21 protein-coding genes are annotated in these 25,187 nt (G+C 53.4%); 12 read left to right on the forward strand and 9 right to left on the reverse strand.

The annotated features are described in order from the left end of the window. Positions 1-14: 14 nt before the first annotated feature. The 3 genes from HG66A1_RS12475 to tsaB all read right to left on the reverse strand — a co-directional run bounded on the left by HG66A1_RS12475 (position 15) and on the right by tsaB (position 2,606). A complete protein-coding gene (locus tag HG66A1_RS12475) occupies positions 15-1,241 on the reverse strand; it encodes an amidohydrolase family protein (RefSeq protein ID WP_145184089.1) in 1,227 nt (408 codons plus the stop codon). Between the two features lie 61 nt (positions 1,242-1,302). Continuing rightward, the gene (locus HG66A1_RS12480) at positions 1,303-1,626 is read right to left on the reverse strand and encodes a DUF6793 family protein (protein ID WP_145040278.1); all 324 of its coding nucleotides are present in this window, start codon (positions 1,624-1,626) and stop codon (positions 1,303-1,305) included. 275 nt (positions 1,627-1,901) lie between these two features. Then, entirely contained in the window at positions 1,902-2,606 is a 705-nt protein-coding gene (tsaB, locus tag HG66A1_RS12485; RefSeq protein WP_197997119.1) for a tRNA (adenosine(37)-N6)-threonylcarbamoyltransferase complex dimerization subunit type 1 TsaB, read from the reverse strand. Between the two features lie 344 nt (positions 2,607-2,950). Between tsaB and HG66A1_RS12490 the strand changes: the two genes are divergently transcribed. Then, a complete protein-coding gene (locus tag HG66A1_RS12490) occupies positions 2,951-4,819 on the forward strand; it encodes a chloride channel protein (protein ID WP_145184095.1) in 1,869 nt (622 codons plus the stop codon). A gap of 1 nt (position 4,820) precedes the next feature. On the opposite strand, the gene HG66A1_RS12495 is transcribed toward HG66A1_RS12490, so the two are convergent. The 6 genes from HG66A1_RS12495 to gap form a co-directional block, all read right to left on the reverse strand. Next, positions 4,821-6,803, reverse strand: coding sequence for an ATP-dependent helicase (locus HG66A1_RS12495; protein WP_145184098.1), 1,983 nt, complete (start codon positions 6,801-6,803; stop codon positions 4,821-4,823). A 78-nt stretch (positions 6,804-6,881) separates the two neighbouring features. Next, on the reverse strand, positions 6,882-8,045 hold the full coding sequence (locus tag HG66A1_RS12500; RefSeq protein ID WP_145184101.1) for a serine/threonine protein kinase: 1,164 nt from the start codon (positions 8,043-8,045) through the stop codon (positions 6,882-6,884). A gap of 205 nt (positions 8,046-8,250) precedes the next feature. After that, positions 8,251-9,105, reverse strand: a complete 855-nt coding sequence (gene accD / locus HG66A1_RS12505) for an acetyl-CoA carboxylase, carboxyltransferase subunit beta (protein ID WP_145040288.1) — start codon at positions 9,103-9,105, stop codon at positions 8,251-8,253. A gap of 1 nt (position 9,106) precedes the next feature. Then, entirely contained in the window at positions 9,107-9,781 is a 675-nt protein-coding gene (locus HG66A1_RS12510) for a histidine phosphatase family protein (RefSeq protein WP_145040289.1), read from the reverse strand. Between the two features lie 15 nt (positions 9,782-9,796). Further along, complete coding sequence (rpe, locus tag HG66A1_RS12515) at positions 9,797-10,501, reverse strand: ribulose-phosphate 3-epimerase (protein ID WP_145184104.1); 705 nt, start codon at positions 10,499-10,501, stop codon at positions 9,797-9,799. A gap of 276 nt (positions 10,502-10,777) precedes the next feature. Then, positions 10,778-11,800 (reverse strand): type I glyceraldehyde-3-phosphate dehydrogenase, encoded by a 1,023-nt coding sequence (gap, locus tag HG66A1_RS12520; protein WP_145184107.1) that lies wholly within the window; start codon positions 11,798-11,800, stop codon positions 10,778-10,780. A 520-nt stretch (positions 11,801-12,320) separates the two neighbouring features. Between gap and HG66A1_RS12525 the strand changes: the two genes are divergently transcribed. From HG66A1_RS12525 to HG66A1_RS12575, 11 genes are all read left to right on the forward strand, one after another. After that, positions 12,321-14,987 carry a chemotaxis protein CheW gene (locus HG66A1_RS12525; protein WP_145184110.1) on the forward strand — a complete coding sequence of 889 codons (2,667 nt, stop codon included), beginning with the start codon at positions 12,321-12,323 and terminating at the stop codon, positions 14,985-14,987. After that, positions 14,984-15,454, forward strand: coding sequence for a chemotaxis protein CheW (locus tag HG66A1_RS12530; protein WP_145040298.1), 471 nt, complete (start codon positions 14,984-14,986; stop codon positions 15,452-15,454). The genes HG66A1_RS12525 and HG66A1_RS12530 overlap by 4 nt, the downstream gene beginning before the upstream one ends. A 52-nt stretch (positions 15,455-15,506) precedes the next feature. Then, a complete protein-coding gene (locus HG66A1_RS12535; RefSeq protein WP_145184113.1) occupies positions 15,507-18,044 on the forward strand; it encodes a methyl-accepting chemotaxis protein in 2,538 nt (845 codons plus the stop codon). Positions 18,045-18,360: 316 nt separating this feature from the next. Beyond that, complete coding sequence (locus tag HG66A1_RS12540; protein ID WP_145040302.1) at positions 18,361-18,729, forward strand: response regulator; 369 nt, start codon at positions 18,361-18,363, stop codon at positions 18,727-18,729. Further along, a complete protein-coding gene (locus tag HG66A1_RS12545) occupies positions 18,726-19,772 on the forward strand; it encodes a chemotaxis response regulator protein-glutamate methylesterase (protein ID WP_145184116.1) in 1,047 nt (348 codons plus the stop codon). The genes HG66A1_RS12540 and HG66A1_RS12545 overlap by 4 nt, the downstream gene beginning before the upstream one ends. A gap of 14 nt (positions 19,773-19,786) precedes the next feature. Then, positions 19,787-20,629 (forward strand): CheR family methyltransferase, encoded by an 843-nt coding sequence (locus tag HG66A1_RS12550; RefSeq protein WP_232106817.1) that lies wholly within the window; start codon positions 19,787-19,789, stop codon positions 20,627-20,629. A 227-nt stretch (positions 20,630-20,856) separates the two neighbouring features. Then, positions 20,857-22,170 carry a putative sugar nucleotidyl transferase gene (locus tag HG66A1_RS12555; protein ID WP_197997120.1) on the forward strand — a complete coding sequence of 438 codons (1,314 nt, stop codon included), beginning with the start codon at positions 20,857-20,859 and terminating at the stop codon, positions 22,168-22,170. 452 nt (positions 22,171-22,622) lie between these two features. Beyond that, entirely contained in the window at positions 22,623-22,841 is a 219-nt protein-coding gene (locus tag HG66A1_RS12560) for a hypothetical protein (RefSeq protein WP_145184125.1), read from the forward strand. Between the two features lie 168 nt (positions 22,842-23,009). Further along, on the forward strand, positions 23,010-23,282 hold the full coding sequence (locus HG66A1_RS12565; RefSeq protein WP_197997121.1) for a ribosomal protein L7/L12: 273 nt from the start codon (positions 23,010-23,012) through the stop codon (positions 23,280-23,282). A 364-nt stretch (positions 23,283-23,646) separates the two neighbouring features. Then, positions 23,647-24,627, forward strand: coding sequence for a DUF1559 domain-containing protein (locus HG66A1_RS12570; RefSeq protein ID WP_145184132.1), 981 nt, complete (start codon positions 23,647-23,649; stop codon positions 24,625-24,627). Between the two features lie 45 nt (positions 24,628-24,672). Next, positions 24,673-25,137 (forward strand): hypothetical protein, encoded by a 465-nt coding sequence (locus tag HG66A1_RS12575; RefSeq protein WP_145184135.1) that lies wholly within the window; start codon positions 24,673-24,675, stop codon positions 25,135-25,137. Positions 25,138-25,187 lie beyond the last annotated feature (50 nt).

Below are 25,187 nucleotides of genomic sequence, written 5' to 3' on the forward strand. Positions count from 1 at the left end.
TGCTGTCTGAGCTTTTAACGCGTCTTCTGGCCTTCGACAAAGACGGCTTCGATTGAGCCCGGGAAGGTGATTCCTTCGAAGGGAGACCAGCCACATTTGGTTTTCAGATCTTCACGCTGGATGGTCACCGGACGTTTGAGATTGAGTACGGTGAGGCTGGCGGTGTAGCCCGGTTCAATTTTACCGAATTTCAGCGGTGCGATATACGGGTTGACGAATTCTCCGGGGTTTTCCGAACAGAAACGGGCTGCCTGTTCCGGAGTGAATTTCTGGTCCAGAATCAGCCAGGTGACGAACGCACCATAGGTATCCAGATGTGGTTGTCCGGAGATGCCCTGCTCGTTTTCTTCCAAGGTATGCGGGGCATGGTCGGTTGCCAGGTAATCGAGGGTGCCTTCCCGCAGGGCAGCCAGCATGGCCTTGCGGTCAGCGATTGTCCGCAGCGGAGGATTCATCTGCATCTTTCCCCGGTTCTGATCGGTCAGATCGGACTGATCAAAATAGAGGTGATGCGGTGTGACTTCACAAGTGACTTTGAGACCGCGGCTGCGGGCTTCGCGAATCAGGGGGAGCCCTTCTCCGACCGAGTAGTGACAGAGCTTGCCGCGGAGGTCGTATTTCTCGATCATCTGCAACGCAAAGCGGGTGGCGGAAATTTCGCATTCCGCGGGTCGCCGCTCTTCGTGAGTGGCGGCGTTCGCATGTTCATCGAGCAGAATGGGGTCTTCACAGTGGAAGCTGACGTTGCAGCCCCGGTACTGCGAGAGTGTTTCATCCAGCTGTTCCAGTGTTTTGAAGAACAGGTCGCCGACGCTGGGGCCCATGTAGGCTTTGTAAGGTACCGGGAATGTGAGTGGGCTGGTGCCCGGTCCGATGCCCGCGTAGAGCGTAAAGTGGATTGGCGGGTTACGCTGCTTAAGATGCTCCTGTTTGGCGTGGTAGCTCTCGTCTGTAATTGGAGGTACGGGGTTGTTGGGCATATCAGCCACATGGACGACCCCGCCATTCAGAGCGGCGGCACCTGCGGTGCAGAAATCTTCTTTGTATGTTTGTGATTCACCGATATCATCGCGGGCGTGAATGTGAATATCGCCCATGCCGGCAAAGATCAGGCAGTCATCGGAGAAAGTGAAATCCGGTTCTCCCAGTTGAGCGCCGACTTCGACGATCTGATTTCCCTCGATACGAATCTGGCTGTGAGAAGTCCCTGTAGAACTGACGAGAGTTCCTTGTATGATCATCGAACTGAAGTCATTCCGTTATGAAAGAAGTGTAGTCTGCAGTCAAAGAGGGATGGTGTGATTACCAGCCGACAGACATGTTGGTTTCGATTGCCAGCTGGGCTTCGTGCAGGTCGGCCCCGGTGTCACGCATGTAGAGTCGGATGGCGTGAACTTTGTCGCCCGAAGCGCGGAAGAGGCATTCGCGTGCCATGTCGCAGGGTTCGGTGTGCCCTTCAATCCCCAGCAGACGTTTGGAGATGACCCACATGTCGCGTGGGCGGCGAGTGACACGCAAGATCTCATCTTCGGGGTAATTCTCCTGGGCAGCGTGTTCCGCTTCTTCTTGAGTATTAGCCCAGCCCACCATGATATGCGCGTTTGTTTCAATCTCGTAAAGAGCCATAATTCAACTCCAGTCTGAAGAATGGAAATGTGAAAGCCTGTGAACGACAACGAATAACAGGACTCTTTCGAATTCGTCGCAGCAGACATAATACTCAGGAGTCTGAAATCGAACAATTCCCTGCCCGTATTATAGCCAAGCCCGAATCGCGGCGAGAGTGTCTTCTGGAAAATGTTTCAAGAAAATAAGAAATCACGATTTTACGCTTGCTTATGCGTCATCAGAACTTGCAGTGATTCCAGATAATTTAATTGAAGTTTTCGGGAGCGGCTGTGTTACTGATTATGTTGTGCATCCCACTTCTCTTCCGCTGCACTTTTGCGAAGATAGAAGGGAGTCAGGTTCCAGACTTCACTGGCCGGTGGAGTCTCCTGTTGCAGGAGTGTGGCCGTCAATTCTGCGACCTGGGAGGCGAGTGTCTGACGGGGAAAATCTTCGATTCGGATTTCCGGTAAGCTGCCTTGGTCGAGCAGATCGATTCCGGGACCGCAGACGGTTTCACCGGGCTGAAGTGCACTGCTGAATTCGTGGATGTCCTGCAGATGAATGGGAACTGTCTGTTGCCATTCTCCTGTGGAATTGCGGACATATCTGCCGACGAATAGATCGCCCCGCTGGGCGTTGGAGATCACATAGGTCTCTGAAATTTCAGTCGGACAGCTGAGTGCGATGGCTGCAAAGGTATCGATGCCATGTACGGGAGCACCTGTCACGTAGCCAAAGGTTTTGGCGAAGGTGATGCCGATTCTCAGGCCGGTAAAGCTACCCGGGCCACGGCTGACGCCGATTCCGGCGATCTGCTGAGGGGCGATTTCCAGCTGATCCAGCAGTTTTCTGACTTCGCTGACCAGGGTCTGGGCGTGCTTTCTCCCCTGTTGCTGCAGTGAGACGGGCGCAATTTCCTGCCCGGGACGGCAAATCGCGATGGAGCCGCTGCGTCCGGAAGTCTCGATACCTAGATAAAACTCGGAATTTTCCACACTGACTGAAATCAAGTACATCGAAAAAGGAGGGCAAATGCGTTAAAAATGCAGTAAGGAGTATGACAAACTCCCCCTGGGCTTCCAAGTCATCTACCGTAAAATCTCCGATGCGGATGTGTAACAACGAGTCTGCAGAGACTGACAACTGGCCATCCACTTCCCTGGAGCAGACGCTTTAAGTCCAAAATAGAATAGATTATTGTATTTCGAATGCTGTCAGGACCGAAAATAGATCGATGTCCACCCGCCCGGTCTGCATGCCCGGTGTTCGAAGTGTCCCGCTTGCCGGCATAATTCAATACAGCAACATACAGTTTGCTGTTCATCCTAGTTAAGACAAAATGGTTTACTTTAAAAAACTCAATGACCTGCTGACCTCCTTTGATTTAAAAACGAGTGGCAAATGGTTTGTGCTGTCCTGCCTGATCGGGGTGGTGGCGGGGTTTGGCGCCATCGTATTTGACGCATTAACTCAGATTGTGCAGCATCACTCTCTGGTCGCGATCGCCGGGTTCGAACATCCGCAGACAGTTGGCGAATATTCCTTCTATAAAGACCAGGTGACGGAGGTGAACTTTGCACCATGGCTGTTGCTGGTGGTGATTACTTTAGGCGGTCTGGCTTCGGGAGTCATTGTGTACAACATTGCCCCGGAGGCGGAAGGCCACGGAACCGATGCTGCCATCGACGCCTTTCATAATAAACGGGGAGAAATCCAGCCCCGGATTCCGATCGTCAAGACGATTGCCTCTGCCCTGACACTGGGAACCGGCGGTTCAGCCGGGCGGGAAGGACCGATAGCCCAGATTGGAGCCGGCTTTGGTTCGTGGGTGGCGACCAAATTGAAGCTCTCGGCCCGCGATCGCCGGATCATGCTGGCGGCGGGGATGGGGGCCGGGATTGGTGCGATCTTCCGTGCTCCCCTGGCCGGGGCGCTGTTTGCCGCCGAGATCATGTACAGCAATGCGGATTTCGAATCGGACGTGATCGTGCCGGCTGCGATGTCGTCGATCATAGCGTATTCTCTGTATTGCATGTCTCTGCCCCAGTCGTTGCGTTTCATGCCCCTGTTCGGGAACGAACTGCATCATACGGTTGATTCCCATTTTGAATTGATTCCTTACACGATCCTGTCGATCGTGCTCAGCCTGTCTGCGGCTTTTTATGTGAAAACATTTTATGGCACGAACCGGCTCTTCAAACGGTTGCCGATCAAGCCGATGTTCCGCCCTGCTGTTGGTGCTTTTCTGACCGGTGTCGTTGGGCTGGGGCTGTTCTATCTTTACGATCAGGATATGCGGGCTCTGTCGGTGCTCTCAACCGGCTATGGCGTCCTGCAGGAAGCGCTGACATCGGCATCTAAGGTGGGGATTCCACTGCTGCTGACGGTGGCGGTTGTGAAGGTCTTTACGACATCGTTGACGATTGGCTCGGGAGGATCCGGCGGTGTGTTCGGACCTTCGATGGTGATTGGCGGTTGTGTGGGGGCTGCCACCGGGCAGTTTCTGCAGAAGCTATGGCCCAATCTGGTGACACAGCCTGAGGCCTACGGACTGGTGGGTATGGCCGGGTTCTTTGCCGGTGCGGCCCATGCGCCGATTTCGACAATCATCATGGTTTCTGAAATCACCGGGAACTACGCCCTGCTGCTACCGACGATGCTCGCTTCGACGCTCTGCTTCGTGCTCTGTCAGCGGGTGCACCTCTACCAGAAACAGTATCCCAGCCGCCTGGATTCACCGGCACACCGGGGTGACTTCCTGATCGATGTTCTGGAAGGAAGCCGGGTAAGCGATGTGTATGATCCCAAACGCAAGATCCAGTTGATTCATGAATCGAAAACCCTGGATGAAATCGTGCATTCACTAGCGGGGACGCAACAGCATTACTTCCCTGTCGTGGACGACGCGGGGCGGATCATTGGCGTGTTTTCCGAGGATGACGTGCGGGCTTACCTCTACGATGAAACGATCTGGAAACTGGCCCTGGCGCGAGACATCATGCAGCCTGATTTCATGCGGGTGACCCCCGATGACGACCTGAATACCGTCATGCAGCGTTTTACGGCCATCAATGTGGAAGCGTTGCCGGTGGTTGATGCCCAGGATGCGGGCGTGCTGCTGGGGATGCTGCATCGTAAGGAAACGATTGGGTATTACAATCAGCAGTTACTGAAGCATAAGCGGGCCAGTGACGAACAGGAAACCTGATTTAGTCTTCTTCCTCTTCGCCGTCTGTATTCCGCATTTCGAACAGGAAGCGAGAGGGTAGCGTCGGCTGTTTCTTACCCCACTTGGTTCGGGTGGCAGCGCGACTGAGTGTCAGGTAGTCCTGAGCCCGGGTAATGCCTACGTAGGCGATCCGCCGTTCTTCTGCAATTTCCGCATCGGTCCCTTCGACTGATCGCTTGTGCGGGAGGAGCCCTTCTTCCATCCCGACCAGGTAGACACGCGGGAATTCGAGCCCCTTGGCACTGTGCAGCGTCATCAGCTTCACGGCATCCTGTGACAGTTTGTCTTCCTTGTCGTTGAGGTCGTCGCGATCCCCGAGAGCCGTTTCTTCCAGGAAGCCGGAGGGACTGGGGGCGCTGGTTCGCGTGCAGTATTCTTTGATCGATTCGATGAACTGTTCCAGGACGACGAGCCGGGCCTGCTGCTGCTCGGAAGTCTTGTACTGTTTTCTGATCTCCGAGGCGTAGTCAATTTCCTGGATCAGTTCCTGCATGATCTGAGCCAGTTCCCGGGGGGACCGTTCGAGCCGGGCACGATAGCGGCGAATTAACTGGTGGAAGGCGCTCAAGGCAGAACTGGCCCGCGGAGTCAGTTCGTTGGCTTCGCGGGCAGAATCGACCGTGTCCCAGAACTGGTGCCCTGCCTTGACGGCCTGGTTGACCAGTTTTTCGACCGTCCCGCTGCCGATGCCACGCGTGGGAGTGTTGATGATCCGCAGCATGGAGAGTTCGTCGTGGGGAAAGGCCAGTGTCTTCATGTAAGCCAGCAGATCGCGGATTTCGCGACGATCGAAGAAGGACTGGCTGCCAATTAACTGATAGCGGACGTTGGTCCGACGGAGTTCGGTTTCGAAGACGCGGGGCTGTTCGTTGGTACGGAACAGGATGGCGAAGTCGCGGAGCGGAATCTCCTGGGCTTCGTGCAGGTAGCGAATCTCGCCGATGATTTTCTCGGCCTCGGTCAATTCGTCGGCCAGTTCGAGGAAGCGGACGGGGGCTCCCATTTTCTTGTGCGCGACGAGCTGTTTCTTATGACGGTCGCGGTTGTGTTTCACGAGCCGGTTAGCCAAGTCGATGATCTTGTCGGTGCAGCGGTAATTGCTCTCGAGGCGAACGACTTTGGCACCGGGGAACTGTTGCTGGAACCCGAGAATGTGACGGACTTCTGCACCGCGCCAGCCGTAAATTGACTGATCGTCGTCACCCACCACACAGAGGTTCTGGTGCGGTTTGACTAAAGCACGGATCAGATTGAACTGGGAGAGGTTGGTGTCCTGGTATTCGTCAATCTGCACGAAGTCGAACTTCTCCTGGACCTTCGCGAGGACATCGGGGAACTGGGAGAACAGGTCGTTGGTCAGCATGAGCAGGTCATCGAAGTCGACGGCACCGCTGGAGCGGAGTTTGGTCTGGTACTTGCGATACGCCATGGCGGCGAGGAAGTCGAAATCGTTTTCGGTGTAGTTGGTGGCCATCTCCGGAGAGACGTTTGCCATTTTCCAGGAGCTGATTCGGTTCAGCAGGTCGCCGGGGCGGAGGCTTTTGTCATTGACGCGGATTTCTCGAAGTGCCGCCCGGGCTGCGGATTCCTGGTCGCCCCGGTCATAAATCACGAATTTCTGGGGATAGCCCAGTGCGGTGATTTCTTCGCGGAGGATGCGGACGCAGAGCGAATGGAACGTGGAAATGAAGGGCTTGGCCGGCAGGCGTTTGCCCATCAGGCCGTTCATGCGTTCCTGCATTTCCTTGGCTGCTTTGTTGGTGAAGGTCACCGAGAGGATCTTGTTGGGAGTCACCCCCTGCCGGATCAGTTCCACCATGCGATAAGTAATCACACGTGTTTTGCCGGTACCGGCGCCAGCCAGAACCAGGAGTGGACCAGAGATTGTCGAGGCTGCTTCACGTTGTGCCGGATTGAGTGCGGAGAGATGACTGGAAGAACTGGGAGAGGAAGACAAGGACATATATCAGGATCAATTATCTGGCGTAAAACGGGTATGGGCAGCTGAGCTGAAGCGGTAACCGGCGGCGACGATTTCCGCTCAGTGACTTTCATCTTTTTTATCGGGTTTTGATCGGGGGGCCGGTTTTTTCTGAGTCGGGCGTTCCGGTTTCCGTGAGGCATTGGGTGATTTTTTCGCAGGAGCCTGCCCTGCTTCAGTAGACTCTGATTTCGATTCCGTGGAGCGTCTGCTGGAACCGGGCTGTTTCTTTTTTCTCAACTTGGGGCGCGCCTGTTCGCTGCGCCGGGGCTGAGCGGGATCTGGTTGCTGTTTTCGACGGGCCGATTCTACGGTCTCCTGGTGAGGCACCGGAGTTTTCGCAGGAGCAGAACGCTGCTGTTCTTTATACGCCTGTTTGAACGGATCGAGCATCTCGTTGATCGTCTGCCAGCGGTCTTGCGGGTAGAGCTCCAGCCCCTTCATGATCGCATCGGCAATGCGGGGGTCGAGATCGGGGAGCAGGTTCTGGATGTGCTCCGGTGGTGAATTGATATGTTGCAGGACCGCTTCCATTGTTTCGGCTGCCTTCCAGGGAAGCCGTTTGGTCAGCATCTCATAGCAGGTTACTGCGTAAGAGAAGATATCGATTTTCTGGCTGGTCTTCTGGCGTTTGATGAGCTCGGGGGCCATGTAAGCGGCGGTACCGGTGCGGTTGCCGGGCTGCAGAAACGGAGGCGTGTTAGGGACGACCAGTCCGAAATCGATCAGCTTGAGTTCGTGATCGTTACTGACCATGATGTTGCGCGGGCAGATGTCGCGGTGAATCCAGCCTTCGTCATGAAAATACTGGATCGCTTCGCCCAGCTGGATCATGTATTTGAGGCAGTTGGTTTTCATGTCCTCGTTCTGGGCTTCCACCAGAAAGCTGAGACTGTAGCCTTCGATGAATTCCATGACGAGGAACTGTTCCTGATCGGCAGTCAGGCCATGTTCATAAGTTTTGACGATGTGCGGGTGATTGAACTGGACTGCGATCTCCCCCTCTTTGGGTTTATCCAGTCCGACAAAGCGGGCTTCCAGTTCCTGTGTTTTGACTTTGTCCAGAATTTTAAGCGAAACGGTTTTGCCGGAATTGTAATCGCGGGCCCGCCAGACCTTTGACATGCTGCCCTGGCCCACGCGCCCGATGAGCTCAAAACGTTGCTTGATGTTCACACGGGGAACACGTGCTTCTTTGGAAAAGAGTCGCTTTAAAAAGTTCATGCATTCACCAGGGGCAGAGAGTGAATTCAGGACCAGGTTTCATCCCGGGCTCAGAAGAAGTTAACCGGCCCAACACTTCCAGTATAATTGCCAGCCTGACGAGACGCAAAGCGGTCCCCTGAAATCGACTGTTTCCAATCAGCGTCGACTGATGCGAACGGTGGTCGGGACGGTTTCAGGGATTCGTTTTGAGACTTTGGGGGAGTCAGACGCAATAGTCAATCAGTCGTGCCAGTTCCGAGCGGAGTCGGGGACGGGGAATGATGCGATCGACAAAGCCATGATCCAGAAGAAATTCACTGGTCTGGAAGCCTTCGGGCAGCGAGCTTTTAATCGTGGCTTCCACCACCCGCGGTCCCGCGAAACCGACCAGGGCTTTGGGTTCCGCAACGACAATGTCACCCAGTGAGGCGAAACTGGCGGCGACTCCCCCCATGGTGGGGTTGGTCAGAACTGAAATGAACAGTCCTCCCTTTTCGTGGTAGCGTCCCAGGGCTGCTGAAACTTTTCCCATCTGCATCAGGGAGAAGATCCCTTCGTGCATGCGGGCTCCCCCGCCGGAGCCACTGATGATGATCAGCGGGAGTTTGAGTTCCGTTGCCTGTTCGATGGCGCGGGTCAGTTTTTCGCCGACCACGGAACCCATGCTGCCCATAATGAAAGATGAGTCGGTAATGCCGATGACCAGCGGGCGACCACGCATGTAGCCTTTGCCGACGATACAGGCATCTTTGAGTCCCGTTTTTTTCTGCTCCGCGACCAGGCGTTCTTTGTAGGTTTTGCTTTTGTCAGCAAATTCGAGCGGATCGCCTGCGGTGAGGTCGGGGTACCATTCTTCAAAGCTGTCCGGGTCGAGCAGCTGCTGGATTCGGGTGTGAGCCGAGATCGAAAAGTGGTGATCGCATTCCGGGCAGAGGCCGAGCCCCTGATCGACCTGTTTGCAGAACACGGTTGCGTTACAGGCAGGACAGCGTTGCCAGAGTCCTTCCGGCACCCCTCGCTTGGGGCGGGTGGTGTGGCTGAGCTTTGAATCGACGTTTGACTTGGGAGCAGAACTCATATTACTTAGCCTCCTCGTAGCGCCATTTTTCTGTATGGCAGCTTTGACCCTGTTGGGAATCCCTCTTTTCTGATTGATCGTCAAAATTTACCTGTTTTGAATCACTTTTTTTAGGGGGTGACTCAAGAATTTCCAACATTTCATTGTGACAGAAGCGTCCGGCGTGCTCAAAACAAATTTTTTCTTTCTGTTCGTTCCGCAGGAGGCTGGAAATGATCGTCGCCAGTGGTTCTGAAGCCACGATGGCAAAGTTCTGTTTCTTCTTCAGGTATTTCTGTAATGTTTTCTGGACCCGGTTGACCGCTTCCGAGGCGAGTTCCCCTTCGGGTGGGCAGACCGTTTCGGGAGATTCGGCCCATTGTTTGAGTAATTTGGGGTACTTCCGACGGACTTCTTCGTATTCCAAGCCCTGCCAGAGCCCCTGGTTCAGGTTTTTCAGGCCTTCCTTTTCCTTGACCGGAACGCCCAGGTTTTCGCCCAGCTGTTCGGCTGTTGACAGTGCGGGCTCTGATGAAGAAGTGATGATGGTTTCGATCCCCGCCTGTTCCAACTGGGGAATCAGATTTCGAACCTGTTCTTCCCCTTTTGCGTTCAGTGGAAGATCCAGGGTACCTTGAATTCGCTCATCTTTATCAAAGTCAGTACAACCAGGACGTATGAGTACCACAGTTGGCATGTTTTTGAATCTCTTTTATGTTAAGGAAGCTGTCCGGCTTCTGGCTATCCGGGCCAGATCGCTGACAGCAGTTGCGTAATCGGGCTCATTAAAAATGGCGCTTCCGACCACGAAGTAATTGGCACCGGCCTGAGCTGCTGCGCCGATGGTATCTGGATCAATGCCTCCATCCACGGAGAGAATCGTTTCCGGAGAGATCATTGATTTCAATTGTCTGATTCGTTCGGGGCTGGTTTCGATGAAGGACTGCCCCCCAAAGCCAGGTTCCACGCTCATCACCAGCACCAGTCCGCAGGCATCCAGATACGGTTCGATCCGTGCCAGTGGTGTCTGAGGGCTGATCGCCAGACCGGGTAAAACCCCTGCCTCCTGGAGGCGATCCAGCAGACCCTGTGGTTCCGGCAGTGCTTCGATATGGACGGTAATCGAATCGCAGCCAGCCTTGATGTAGTCATCAACATACTTTTCGGGATTGCTGATCATCAGGTGGGCGTCGAAAAACGACTTGGTCAATGGTCTGACCCGCTCAATGAGCATGGCTCCGTAGGAGAGGTTAGGGACAAAATGCCCATCCATGACATCCCAGTGGAGTACGGGTGCCTGAGCGGCATCCAGCAGCTCGACCTCACGGTGGAGGTTGCCGAAGTCACACTTCAGCATCGAGGGAGCAATTACCGGTGCAGCTGATAACAGTTTGTGTTTGGTATTCGAGTCAATCATAGAATTCAGGAATAATATACAACTCAAAGCCAAAAGCAAGAGCTCTGAATCGTTCGCATCAAGAGTTTGATTTCTTGCGAGTTTTATGAATGGAGTTACTGCTTTTATTATAAGCGGACTATTTTGACGATCTCAGGGATCATAGTCTAGTGGAAAGTAGAAACACCTGTTCTTGTGTGTAGGTGAGTCACTCTGGAAAAACAGCCGAGATGAAAACCATCTCGGCTGTTTTCGTAGTTCCGTCTCTAAATCATATTCTATAAGACTAGATAATGATTAGAGTTGCGCCAGACGAGCGATCATGTCGGCCGTCCGGTTTGAGTAACCGTATTCGTTGTCGTACCAGCTCAGAACTTTGATCATGTTGCCGCCGATCTGGGTGGTCCAGGTGGCGTCAAAGATGGAGCTGTGAGTGTTGCCGATGATGTCACTGGAGACGATCGGATCGGTGTTGTACTCCAGAATGCCCTTCAGAGGACCTTCAGCGGCTGCTTTCATGGCAGCGTTGACATCGTCAGCAGAGACGTCTTTGCTGAGGGTTACTACCAGGTCGGTAATTGAACCAGCGGGAACGGGAACACGCAGGCTGAGGCCGGTCAGTTTGCCGTTCAGGTCGGGCAGAACCAGACCGACGGCTTTAGCAGCACCGGTGGTGGTTGGAATGATGTTAACAGCGGCAGCACGGGCCCGCAGCGGGTCGGAGTGCAGCTGGTCAGAAACACGCTGGTCGTTGGTGTAAGCGTGCACTGTGGTCATCAGACCGTGCTCAATACCGAAGTTTTCGTGAATGACTTTGGCCATGGGAGCCAGGCAGTTGGTGGTACAGCTGGCGTTGGAAACACAGTTGTGCTCTGAAGTCAGCTGATCATCGTTAACGCCGAAGACAACGGTCATGTCCGGAGTGTCTTTCGCAGGAGCGGAAATCACTACTTTACGAGCACCAGCGGTGATGTGGCTGTCGTAACCGGGGTTACCGTCTGCTTCACGTTTGGTGAAGAAACCGGTGGATTCCAGAGCCACTTCGACTCCGAGTTCTTTCCAGGGCAGATTGCGAGGATCGCGTTCTGCACAGACCCGTACGGTTTTTCCGTTGACGATCAGGTTGCTACCTTCTGCTTCGACAGTTCCGGGGAAACGACCCTGAACACTGTCGTACTTCAACAGCCATGCCAGTTTCTGAGGATCACCCAGGTCGTTGATGGCAACCACTTCGAATTCGTCGGGACGGGCAGCCAGTGCTCTGAATGTGATACGACCAATGCGTCCAAAACCGTTAATACCTACCTTTACAGCAGCCACAGGACTCACTCCTTACATCTGAATGAAATTTATATCTATCTGTTGACGGCAGATCCGCTGGAAGACAATTCCTCGGGGATCTCGATGCGCGTACTTTGTAACTCGTTTTCGGGGCTGATTGTAATAGTCTATGCACGGCCACACAACCGAACGCAGCAACTCGTTTGAGTTCTTAATAATTCAACAATGTTAAGTATTTGTGCGTGTACTCGCTGACTGGCAAATGTCCCGGCAGATTGGGCGCGGATTTACTGTACAGATACTGTTCGCAGGCGCTGACATGTGACAAATTTCGACAAGTATTCCCCTCCCTGCGCGTAGTCTGGATCACACGACCTCAAGGGGCTCCAGCAAAAATGACGATAGTGCTTGAGAGGAGAATACTTACATCTAGAGGGAATATATCGACAGATCATGCATCGGGGAACGTTGATAAGACCCTGTCTGTAAGTAACTTAGCTCCTCCCGCCAGGTCTCAAATTTACTATATAATACGTTCCCTAATCACCAGGACGGGCTGATGGACGATATTCTGCAGGAGTTTTTGGCAGAAAGCTGGGAAAACTTAGGTCAACTCGACTCTGAAATCGTTGAGTTGGAAAAGGATCCTCAGAATGCTGAGCTGATCGCCAGCATCTTTCGGACGATTCATACGATTAAGGGAACCTGTGGTTTTCTGGGACTGACGAATCTGGGAGCGGTCGCGCATTCAGCTGAAAATGTGCTGGGTAAGATGCGCGAGCGGATGATGGAAGTTTCTCCCGGAGCGATTTCTCTGGTGCTGGAAGCTGTCGACAGTATTAAAGAACTGTTGCAGGGGCTGGAAGCAACCGGAGAAGAGCCCAAGACCGATCATTCAACTCTGACCGGCATGCTGGATGACCTGGCAAATCTGGCGACGGCCCCCATAGCAGAACCTGCCGCTGCCCCGGAAACGGTGGCGACTACAGAGCCGGCAGAGATCAGTGCTCCTGCAGTTGTGACACCCTCCCCTGCAGAATCAGCAACCATCGAATCTCAACCGGTAGCTGAAGCTCCCTCCCAAGAGGTCAGAGCACCAGAACCGACACCAGCTTCTCCCGAAGTCGTGGTGGATGCTGCCGATGATGGGGCTAAGTCGTCTAAGGTCAGCGTTGCCGATCTTTCGATTCGCGTGAATGTGAACGTTGTCGACAGCCTGATGAACCTGGTCGGGGAACTGGTGCTGACACGAAATCAGCTGCTGCAGCTGGCACGGGGAGATGAGGAATCGAAGTATGCAGCGCCGATCACCCATTTGAACCGGGTGACAACCGATTTGCAGGAAGGGGTGATGAAGACCCGTATGCAGCCTATCGGAAATGCCTGGAATAAGCTGCCCCGCCTGGTGCGTGACCTGTCTCAGGTGACACATAAACATATCGAACTGGTGATGACCGGTGCGGAAACCGAACTCGATCGCACGGTGCTGGATGCCATCAAAGACCCATTGACGCATATGGTCCGCAACTCGGCTGACCATGGGATTGAAGCTCCCGAGATCCGTAAAGCTAACGGAAAGCCGGAATCGGGGACCATTCATCTGAATGCCTATCACGAAGGCGGTCATGTGATTATTGAGATTCAGGACGACGGAGCCGGCATCAGCCGTGAACGGGTTCTGAAAAAGGCAATTTCACAGGGGCTGATCAACGAGGCCGACGCCGACACAATGACGGACAGCCACGTCTTCTCCATGATTTTCCAGCCTGGCTTTTCGACGGCAGAACAGGTCAGTTCCATTTCCGGTCGCGGCGTGGGTATGGATGTTGTACGGACCCAGATTGAAAAAATCGGTGGGACCGTCGACCTGAATTCGAAGATGGGCAAAGGGACGACTGTCCGGATCAAGATTCCGTTGACGCTCGCGATTGTCTCGGCCCTGGTACTCGAGAGTGGCGGTCAGCCATTCGCGATTCCTCAGTTGGGTGTTGTCGAACTGGTACGTCTCTCCGCTGAAGACCGTACGAAAATTGAAACAATTCATGACAAGAAAGTCTTCCGTCTGCGGGATCGACTGCTGCCGCTGGTCCATCTGAATGAAGTTCTGCAACTGGAAGAAGTAGCACTTGAAGATGATGACGATTTGCACGATACAAACATCGTGGTTGTCCAGGTTGGCGAAGACCAGTTCGGGCTGATTGTATCGCGGATCTTCGACACGGAAGAGATCGTGGTCAAACCTGTAGGGCGGCTGCTGAAAAACATCGGCCTGTATCAGGGAACAACAATTCTTGGTGACGGGCGGGTTGTGATGATTCTCGATGTCGGGGGAATCTTCAACCAGTGCGGTGGCAGTTCTTCGCACTCGCAGGCAGTGGCTGAAGAAAATAACTCTGGAACTGGTCGGGAAACGATCAGCATGCTGCTGTTCGGTGTCGGCGAAAATGAAACCATGGCCGTCCCGCTTTCGCTGGTGGCGCGACTGGAAGAGTTCCCGCTGGAGAGCATTGAACTGAATGGCGGACGGAAAGTTGTGCAATATCGAGACAACCTGCTGCCGTTACTTTCAGTGGAAGGTGCCGGGTATGGCGGGGGAGAAACAATTGATCCACAGCCTGTGGTCGTATTCTCGGAGAACAGCCGATCGATGGGCCTGATGGTCAGCGAGATTAAAGACATCATCGACGAGCAGCTGGTGATCCGCATGCAGTCCGATCGACCGGGCATACTGGGTACGGCAATTATCGGTAAGAATGCCATCGATGTGATTGATACTCAATATTATGTGATGCGTTCCACCCCCAACTGGTTTGCCAAGGTGGAAGATAAGAAATCCTTCCGGGTGCTGGTGGTTGATGATTCGATGTTCTTCCGTCAGCTGGTCGCGACCGCTTTGGAGACCGCAGGCTACTCTGTGGCAACCTGCGACAGCTGCGTGGCAGCGGTAGAGATTCTGGAACGCAATGCGAATTTCCAGGCGATTGTTACCGATCTCGATCTGCCGATGATGGATGGCTTCGAATTCTGCGAATGGGTGAAAGAACAGTCGAACACGCAGGAGACCTGCGTGTTGGCCATGACCTCTTCCAACAGCAGTGCAGATCAGACGCGGGCCACCGAGGCCGGCTTTGATCAGTTCCTGGTCAAATTCAATTCTCACGAACTCATTTCCTGTCTGGATGAGCATTTTGCCCGGACTAAACATAGTGCAGGAGTCAATGCATGAGCCTTACAGCGACTGATTCAACCAGCGGCATGGAGTCGCAGTTAGATTATTCGAGTCAGTATGTCTCGTTCCGCGTGGATGGTCAGCTGCTGGGAATTCCTGTGAATATGGTGCAGGAAGTCCTGACGGAGCAGGTGATTTCGCCGACTCCCCTGGCCCGCCCTGAAATTAAAGGGTTGCTCAACCTGCGGGGACAGATTGTGACGGCGGTCAGCCTGCGGAAGCGTCTGGGACTACCTGACCTGGACAACGAAGAATCAATGAATGTCGTAACGCGACTGGGAGGCGAGTCTTTCAGTCTGCTGGTCGACGAAGTGGGAGACGTGATCAACGTTTCCGGACGTTCGATGGAACCGGTACCCCGGACTTTGGATCCACACTGGCGCTCGGTCACGATTGGAGTGTTTCAGCTGGACGAGGGACTGTTTGTCATCCTGGATGTCGAAACGATTCTGAATTTTGACTGACTTTCGTTCTGTTTCCGGTGCATTTTAAAAGGGCCAAATCGTGGATTTAAATGTGACTGCACTTCGAGAATCGTTCGAGCTGGTGGCGCCCCGGGCCGACCAGCTGGCAGAACGGTTCTATGAGAAGTTATTCGAAGATTATCCCGATCTTCTGCGCTATTTTACGCATACCGACTTTTCCGAGCAGCGGGGCAAACTGATTCAGGCACTGGTGCTGGTGATGAAGTCACTGGAAAATCCCACCGCCCTGACCCGGGTTCTGCATCAACTGGGAAAAGAACATGACGAAATGGGTGTCCAGGAAGACGATTACCCACCCGTCACACAAACGCTGTTGAGTGTGCTGGCTGAATTTGCCGGCGAACACTGGAGTGATGAACTGGAAGACGCCTGGGATCAGGCACTGACAGCGGTAGCAAACCTGATGATTGAAGGAGCCAAAGACTCAAGTCGCGCTAAGCAACTTCAATCAGCGGCTGCCGGGGGCTCAACGGGAGCCGACTTTGAAGCAGAAGCGTCTGACGTGGACCCTGCCCTGACTTCAGAGACTTTAAACGAAACACAAACCGAACAGTCTATTCGATCTGAAGAGCAGATCAACCATCCTAAGGAGAAGAGTGAAATGTCGATTGATTCAGTACAGAATACGGGACAGAGCGCGGCTACTGAACGGTCGCAGAATCTTGATCAGTTTTACGGCATTGTGGAATTCAGTCCACAGGCCACCCTGTTTGTCAGTGCTCAAGGCGAGTTGACCTACATCAACCGCAAGGGACAGGAACTGCTGAATCAGCTCAGCGGCGAACTGGGACTGACAGCACAACAGGTTGTCGGTGGCAGCATCAATCAGCTGGCTGCCCGCATTCCTGAACTGCAGACCGCGATTACCGGTCTGGTGGGAGAGAAAACGATCACCGCTCCTGTGGGACAACGTTACCTGGAAATCAGTCTGTCTGCTGCCAGCGGTGAGTCTGGTGAGAGTGTCGGAACTGTCATGACCTGGAAAGACATCACCGAGACCATCCAGCAGGAAGAAGAGAACTGCGACCTGTCCGGTCAATTGGGCGCAATCAGCGATGCCCAGGCTGTGATTGAATTCAAAATGGATGGCACGATCATCAAGGCCAACGACAATTTCTGTAAAACGGTCGGTTACTCCCTCGAAGAAATTCAGGGTAAACATCACCGGATGTTCGTAGACAGCGAGTTTCAGAACAGTCCTGAATATCAGGAATTCTGGGAAAAACTGAATGCCGGGATTAACCAGGTTGCTGAGTACAAGCGCATTGGCAAAGGTGGAAAAGAGATCTGGATTTCCGCTTCTTATAATCCCATCAAGAACAAGAGTGGAAAACTGGTGAAGGTCGTCAAATATGCGACAGACATCACCGAGAAGAAGCTGGCTGAAGCCGAGATGGTGCGTGTGCAGAACATGATGGATAACATTCCCATCAATGTGCTGCTGGCCAACCGCGATTTCGAAATGGTCTACATGAACCCTGCTTCTTACAAGCAGCTGAAAGCCATTGAGCATCTGCTGCCTAAGCCCGTTGATCAGCTGGTTGGTCAGAGCATCGATATTTTCCATAAGAATCCAGAGATGCAGCGGCGGATGCTGGCTGATCCGTCCAACTTGCCTCACCGGGCAAAAATCAAGGTGGGCGACGAAACTCTGGACCTGCTGGCAACAGCGATCACCGACAAGGAAGGCAATTACATCGGCCCGATGGTCAGCTGGTCTCTGATTACCGATCAGGTCAAGCTGGCTGATGATTTCGAAAGCGAAATTCAGGGCATCGTAAGTGTCGTTACCTCTTCTGCTACAGAAATGCAGGCCAGTTCGAAGAGTCTGTCTGACATGGCTGATGAAACGGCTCGCCAGTCTCAGGTTGTGGCTGCAGCCAGTGAAGAAGCAACCCGTAACGTGGAGACCGTCTCCTCGGCTGCGGAAGAGTTGAGTGCTTCGATCAGCGAGATTGCCCGTCACGTACAGGAACAGTCGCACATGACCTCACAGGCTGTGGGTGAAGCAGATCGTACGAATGAGACCATCAAAGAACTGGGTGATGCCAGCAGTGAAATTGGTCAGGTCGTGAAAGTGATTACTTCGATTGCTCAGCAGACTAACCTGCTGGCTCTGAACGCGACCATTGAAGCAGCCCGGGCCGGTGAAGCTGGTAAAGGGTTTGCTGTGGTAGCGAACGAAGTGAAAGAACTGGCTCGCCAGACTGCACGTGCTACGGAAGAAATCAGCGAGAAGATCTCTGCAATTCAGGGTTCGACGAACATCGCGGTTTCGGCCATCGGTTCGATTGGGGAAAGTATTCGTAAGATCAACGAAATTTCCACAACAATTGCGAGTGCCGTTGAGGAACAGACTGCAGCTACGAATGAGATTTCCCGTAACGTCGCTGAAGCGGCTCGCGGTACTGCCGAAGTGACCAACAACATTTCGGGTGTTTCCCAGGCAGCCAGCGAGAGTGGAACGGCAGCAAACGACATGCTGGCCGCTGCTCAGGGTCTGACTCAGGAATCGGTCAAGCTGGACGAAGCTGCTGCCAACTTCCTGAAGCGGATGCGTACCATCTAAGCAGTATGGCCCTGACGGGGCAGACACTGCAGTTCAATCAAATCAACCGTCAGTCTGAGCTCATGTATATTTACAAATGCCAGGTCTGACGGTTTTTTTGTTTTAACAACGAGACTGAGGTTCAGGCAAAACACTCAAACCTGCTGAAAATTAAGGATTTTGGACTTTGCCAGACTCCGGCACAAAAACGTGTCCTAGACTTCGAATGAGAAAAGAAACGACCGCCTGTCCGCGTGGTGCGATTGTAAGAGATTCACCAGTTCTGCGGGTCGGCATTTGATTAAACGATAACTTACATACTGGGAGACCGGTGATAATGAAAACGGTATTACTTGTAGACGATTCCCGTGCAGTGCGACTGGTTGGTCGCCGCATGATGGGGGCGTTTGGCCTGGAAGTTCTGGAAGCGGAAGATGGTAAGCAGGCTCTGGAAGTCGCGCGTGCGAATCCGGAACTGGATGCGATTTTACTGGACTGGAACATGCCGATCATGGATGGGATGGAGTTTCTGACCGCACTGCGTGCAGAAGATCGTCAGAAACAGCCCATCGTGGTGATGTGCACTACGGAAAATGATATGCCCCGGATCGTGCAGGCGATGCAGGCTGGTGCCAACGAGTACATCATGAAGCCGTTCACTGAAGACATCATCCGCGACAAGTTTGAAGAGACAGGTGTTTTGTGAGCCATTCGGTAATCAAAGTACTGCTGGTTGATGACTCGGCTGTGATTCGTGGATTAATGACGCAGGCAATTAATCTCGATGATCAGATCAGTGTTGTCGGTTCCGCAATGCACGGTCAGGCTGCGTTGACCTGGTTGAATTCTCACCAGGCGGATGTAGTTGTGCTCGATGTGGAAATGCCGGTGATGGATGGAATCAGCTGTCTGAAGCAGTTGAGACAAAGCCATCCAGACCTGCCGGTGATCATGGCCAGTTCTCTGACCCGTGCCGGAGCAGAAATTACTCTGCAGGCGCTGGATCTGGGGGCCGCCGGATGTGTTGCCAAACCGGTCGCGTCGAATGCGGCTGAGGCAATCGCCCAGATGGCTCACGATCTGTTGCCTTTAATCAAGGCACTGGTTCGTGGCAGGCAGACCGACTCTCAGAGTCTGACCCAACTGCAGGTGCGTACGACCACGTCTCCTGTAAAAACTCCCATGGTACTGGTCATCGGATCCAGCACGGGAGGGCCCAATGCTTTAAAAACAGTATTGTCCGCCCTGCCCGAGAAGTTTTCGCTGCCGATTCTGATAGCCCAGCATATGCCACCCTTGTTTACACGAACACTGGCGGAACATATCCAGCGGGATACCGGTCGACCGACTTCAGAAGCGGTTGATGGTGCTTTGATTGAAAGAGGTCATATCTACATCGCGCCAGGTGATCATCACATGGTGGTCGACAAGCAGAATGATCGCATGGTAATTCGACTGAATCAGGAAGCGCCCGAGCATTTCTGCCGTCCCTCAGTCAATCCGTTATACAACTCCGCAGCAAACTGGTATGGCAGTTCTGTGCTGGCGGTGATGTTGACCGGGATGGGAGATGACGGTATCGAGGGAGCCCGATCGATCAGTGAACGTCAAGGTTATATTATCGCACAAGATGAACGAAGCAGTGTTGTCTGGGGAATGCCTGGCGCTATCGCCAAGGCAGGACTGGCCAACCAGGTGCTGCCACTCAGAAATATTGCCTCTGAACTGGCGCGACTTTGTTCTTTATAGAAAGTGGTGTTCCCGTGTCTCCAGAAGATTATAATTTCATAACCAGCTTTTTGCTGGATACAACAGGTCTGTCTCTCGGCGAGAATAAAGAGTACTTGCTGGAAGCCCGTCTGGTTCCGCTGGCCCAGTCACATGGTATGAACGGGGTCGAAGATCTCGTGCTGGCACTCAAATCGAGTATCGATCCCAGTCTGAAAAAAGACGTAATGGAAGCGATGACGACGAATGAGTCTTCGTTCTTCCGTGACAGACGTCCTTTTGACGAACTTAAAAATTCGATCTTACCGAATCTGATCGCCGAACGGAAAGCAACCCAGCGGCTGCGGATCTGGTGTTCCGCCTGCTCTCACGGGCAGGAGCCTTACAGCATCGTGATGCTGATCCGCGAACACTTCCCGGAACTGGCCAACTGGAATATTCAGATCGTCTCGACCGACCTCTGCAGCAAAGCACTGGATCGGGCCCGGGGTGGGATTTATTCCCAGTTTGAGGTTCAGCGTGGTTTGCCTGTGCAGCTGCTGATGAAGCACTTTGATCAGTGCGAACAGGGCTGGCAGATCAAATCGGAACTGGGAGCCGGGATTCAGTGGAAGCATCTGAACCTGCTGGAAGATTTTCAGCACCTGGGCATGTTCGACATTGTCTTCTGCCGAAACGTCCTGATTTACTTCAAACCAGAGACCAAGAAAGACATTCTCGACCGCATCAGCCGACAGATGTCGTCTGCCGGCGTGTTACTGCTGGGAGCAGCGGAAACGGTGCTGGGAATTTCAGATAACTACACCAAGCTGCCCGAATGTCAGTCGGCCATTTATCGTCTGTCAAACTCGAGCCCGCTTTCAGCTGGAGTTCGCTGAATCCGCCAGGCAGGAAGCCGGTCCGGTAAGATGTAAATATTAAGAAAATTAATATTCTTTTCGGATCCTTCCCTGTCCGTGAAGATCAATTCTCTCTCGTATTAAATTGCCTTTTCTCCCCCGTGCATATCTGTTATTAATGCACGGGGTGAAAGGTCAATCAGGAGTCAATAATTGATGTTTCACACCTGCTATTCAGCTGATTTCGCACAGGGAAGTGCCCGATAATGCGGCTTGCCATTTTTGAAGATCATTCTGCTCTGCAATTCTCACCGGTCTCGCTCATGCGACCGGTGTTTGAACTGCTGTGTGGTACCTGCTCACTCCGCGAGCGACTGCTGCGAACCCTGCCCGTTGCGGAATGGGGCGTTCTGATCCGTCCGGTGCTGACAGAAGTCTATGCAGAATCGCATGCGGATGCCCGCATCAATGATGCACTCTGGTTAAGTGAAGCACCCACCCTGCTGATTAATGGCCGCTGGCTGCCCTCTAATGAGGATCTGAAACAGCTTGCCAGTGCTTCCACCGAGACAGTCGGGATGCAGGGCAACTGTGTGGCCTACCTGCTGCTGGATCCGGAAGAGTCAGTGCTGCTGACGACCGAAGCCTGGGATGACGCGATTGACCAGATCGCCGCGACCCGTAAACCATTGGCTGTGCAGGGACCGGAACTCCGCTATCCCTGGGATCTGGTGAATCAGAACCGTCAGCAGTTGCTGGAAGATTTTGCATCTGCATCAGATACCTTTGCCTCGGGCGGCGATGCCCTCAGCCTGACGATCGTCGGCTCTCCGGAACTGGTCCGGATTGCTGAGTCCGCTGAGATCGATCCCTTTGTTGTCTTTGACACGCGCCAGGGACCGATTGTGGTAGAAGCTGAGGCCCAGATTCAGGCATTCACCCGGATCGAGGGACCCGCCTACATTGGTCGGGGAACCCGTCTGTTCCGCGCGAATTTCAAAGCGGGAACCAGTGCCGGCCCGTTCTGCCGACTGGGAGGCGAAATTGAAGAGTCGATCATTCACGGCTATGCGAACAAGTACCATGACGGGTTTCTGGGGCACTCTTATATTTGTCCCTGGGTGAACCTGGGAGCACAGACCAGTAACAGTGATCTCAAAAACGATTACTCCAACGTTAAGGTTCCCATCTCGGGCTATCCCGTTGATACCGGGGCCGTGAAGGTGGGATGTTTTATCGGCGACCACACTAAAACCGGGCTCAACAGCCTGTTCAATACCGGCACCTCGGTGGGCGTCATGTCGATGGTCCTCCCTACGGGAGAACTGCTGCCGAAACACATTCCATCCTTTTCCCGGTTCTGGCTGGGGCGGATCGACGGGCAGATCGATCTGGACGGCATGCTGCAGCTGGCAGAGACTTCGATGCAGCGGCGGGGAATGAGCCTGACCACTGCCCAGCAGAAACTGCTGAAACAGCTGCTGGATGAGAGTGCCGACGAACGCGAAACCGCGATTCAGTGGTGGGACCAGAAGCTGGCTTCCCGTGGTCCCCAGCCTTCCCTGCCTGCAGAACACTGATTTTCAGATCAAAGTGACGACCTGCTGTCACAGTCAGACAAATCAGCGAACTTGTACGGCGTTCGTGTTGTCTTAACAGTGTGTCAGTCACCCGCGTCTGAGAGGTGCTGGGACTTGAGCGAAATCCGGGTGAATTCCGCTATTTCGTAAGACTTATCATCTTGATGTAAGAATGTCGCAAAAACGAGGACACTCGTGAGAGCGGCCCGAGGGGCGTTGTCATTCTTACCAGTCCACTGGTGAACTCAAGAGTCTGGCTTTGCAGGCATTTACGTTCGCATCCAGATGCAAATCTGTTTTTTGGCAGGTTTGGTACAGTCCTTGCGATTCTTCCAATTATCAGGCTTATCCGCAGGAGATCAGCCCGGCAGTGACTGATGAGCCAGTCATCGCTGAGAAAGCAAACGAGACAACCAAAAAGTGATATAAAAATGAAACAGGAGAAGAAGGTCATGTCAGAACAGGTCATGGAAGAGTTGTGGAACGGTTTATCCCCCGCAACCAACAGTATGGAACTGGCGAATGCAGTCATTGATCGTCTGCAGGAGCTGAATATCGATCTGCAGGACGTTTCACTGGCCGAGATGAAAAACCTGCTGGCGAAAGCCTGCACCTATCAGGCGGAGCGGCAGACGCGGAATCCCCGCCTGTCCGATTGCCTCGTTTCCTAGATCGGGGTTGTGGGAGAGGGGCGCGATCCGGTTGACGATTCCAGCAGAAATTACTTGAACCAGTCGCATTTCCAATGTTAAAACGGAAATGCGTGGGAACAGCTTAAGCGAGCCTGTTGTTTTCCATGTGAAGACAACAGGCTCGCTTTTTTAATGAAAGGCACCTCAATGGACGACACTTCCGCAGAAAATTCTCAACCCAATGCCGATGACTCTGACCAGACCAAAGCCATGGAGCAGATTGTCGAATCGCTCCGCCAGGGGAATAAAATCGAGGCCATCAAAGAGTACCGGGAACTGACTGGTTCCGGGCTGAAAGAATCGAAGGAAGCTATTGAAGCTCTGATTCAGAAATATGAGATCCCGATGAAGTCGGGCTGTGCCTCTCTCCTGTTGATCGGGCTTTCTTCGACGCTGCTGCTGGTATTCGTCTGCTGGTAACCTGATCCGGGGCTGTGTGATACGCTCAATTCCCCGGCATCGCTCTCTTGAAATCCTGGTACCCGCGTCTGCCTGGTCAGGCGAATTTGCTCCCCCTGGAAGAGATTAACAAGCGGTTAATTTCTTTTTTTATAAAACTCCTAAACAAATCCCGATTCTTCTTGAGCACCTGCCTGTCGCATGTATACTCGATTATATAAGAACATTAAGCTGCTCTAACTACTCTCTCACGATCTTTCACTTCTATTCGATAAAGCCTTCCGGATAACCATTCCATCTTTCTCCCGGGAATATCGGATTGGATGGCTCTGACCGGATCTTAATAATTCATGATTTCTTATCGTTTTTTTATTAGGAGTGCGTCATGTCTTTCAGTCCTCTTCAACGGAGACGCGGATTTACATTAATTGAACTACTGGTCGTGATCGCCATCATTGCGATTCTGATCGCCCTGCTTCTGCCTGCGGTCCAGCAGGCCCGCGAAGCAGCTCGTCGTGCCAGCTGTAAAAACAAGCTCAGGCAGGTCGCTCTGGCCCTGCACAACTACCACGATGCTCACAGTGTCTTCCCCCCCGGCGGAATCACCTACGGCTGGTGTACCCTGGCAACTCCTGATCCCGGTCGTACGACCCATAATAAAAACGGACTCTGTCTGTTGTTGCCTTATCTCGATCAGTCTCCCCTCTACAACCGACTCAACCTGGATACTGCCAACAGTGCGCAGAATACCGGGTACTGTTGCAGCTATGGTGGGGCATCCAGTCCCCTGGCAGGAAATCCGGCGGACAATGCGGATGAGATGGCTGTCCTGCTGGACGTCTTCCTCTGCCCTTCCGATTCCGGGTCGACACACCTCGGAACAGGAGCTCCCTATGGAACCTCAGTTGCGCCTGGTCCAGCCAAAACCAATTATGAATTGAGTGCCGACCAGACAATCGACTGTAACCTCTGGTCGAGACAGGCTCCGAATGCCCGCAAGATGTTCGGCGAGAACAGCCGGTGCCGGATTCGCGATGTCAAAGATGGAACCTCGAACACCCTGATGGTCTGCGAGACAACGCGTACCGTTGCCAACGGCGAACCTCCGGCCTGGGGGATGCGTGGCTGGGTGACTACAGGCGGGGATATCGACCCCGGAATCAATGTCTGGGATATCCCGACCGGCTGGACGCGACCCGATACCGGAAACCTCAACAGCTGGGGGCAGGTGGGAAGTCTGCATACCGGCGGGGCTCACTTTGGTCTCGGCGACGGATCGGTCCGCTTCATTTCGGAAAATACAGACCTCACTCTGCTGAGACGACTGGGGACCATTTCAGACGGTTTTGTCGTCGAAATTCCCTAGTTCTGAGTTACAACCTGAGTTTAACATTCTTGCGTGAGGTACTTCATGATACTTATTCCAGGGAAGCGCACGGCTCTGGGAGCCGTGTTGCTGATGTGCAGTCTCTGTATCGGCTGTGGTGGTAAACCTGAGGGGCCGGAACTCGGCCCCGTCACCGGGGTGGTTCTGCTCAATGAAGAACCACTGGAAAATGCTGACCTGTTCTTTATGCCCATTGAGAGTACCCCCGGCGTGGGGGGACAGGGGCGATCCAAAGAGGGGGGGAAATTCGAAGTGGTTTATTTTCGGGGCGGCGAAGGTTTGCCGGCGGGCACCTATCGCGTGGCCGTCAGTTATCGTCTGATGCCCGATGGTACACCTGTTCCGGAAGGAGACGATACCCCTCCGATTGAATCCCCGGCCACAGAGTCGTTGCCCGCGAAATACTCGAGCAAAGACAATTCGGAGCTGCAGGTGAAAGTCGAACCGGGGCAGCCGATCGAACTGAAACTGACTGGCAAGAAGAAGTAAGCCGTTAAGGAGCCCGTTCAGTGGGCTGGACTATAAATGAGAAACAAAAG

Source organism: Gimesia chilikensis (assembly GCF_007744075.1).
Classification (GTDB): Bacteria; Planctomycetota; Planctomycetia; order Planctomycetales; family Planctomycetaceae; genus Gimesia; species Gimesia chilikensis_A.